The organism is Citrobacter braakii, from assembly GCF_002075345.1.
Taxonomy (GTDB): domain Bacteria; phylum Pseudomonadota; class Gammaproteobacteria; order Enterobacterales; family Enterobacteriaceae; genus Citrobacter; species Citrobacter braakii.
Genome location: NZ_NAEW01000100.1, coordinates 1 through 500, shown reverse-complemented (window position 1 = coordinate 500; position 500 = coordinate 1). Strand labels below are relative to the sequence as shown.

General features: G+C 56.0%; 1 protein-coding gene. It reads left to right on the top strand.

Annotation, left to right across the window (positions count from 1 at the left end; all coding sequences use genetic code 11):
• Positions 1-500, top strand: a 500-nt coding sequence (locus tag BZK42_RS28055) for a DnaB-like helicase C-terminal domain-containing protein (protein WP_282958102.1), incomplete at both ends; no start/stop codon positions are given.

Here is a 500-nt window from a genome sequence, read left to right as displayed (position 1 = left end):
AATCTGACCAGTCATGACCTTGAACTGGTGTGTGGCGCGGTGGGAATGCTGTCGCAGTGGGAAAACCGCTTCCTTATCGATGACACCAGTTATCAGACCCCGGCCACGCTGCGGACTTCCGTCCGGCGTAATGCCCGTAAATACGGGGCGCCTGCGCTCATTCTGGTGGACTATCTGCAACTGATGGTCTGTCCAGAGAAAAAAGAGAACCGCACCCAGGAAATCCAGGAAATTTCCCGCTCCCTCAAGGCGCTGGCCAAAGAGATGACGTGTCCAGTTATTGCTCTTTCCCAGTTAAACCGGTCACTTGAGCAGAGGGCAGATAAACGTCCCAACAACGGTGACCTCCGTGAATCCGGCTCCCTGGAGCAGGATGCGGACGTCATTCTCTTCCTTTATCGCGATGAGGTCTACAACGAGAACACCCTGGAGCGTGGTGTGGCTGAGCTCATCCTGGGCAAGCAGCGTCAGGGGCCGCTGGGTACCGTTAAAGCCCGATA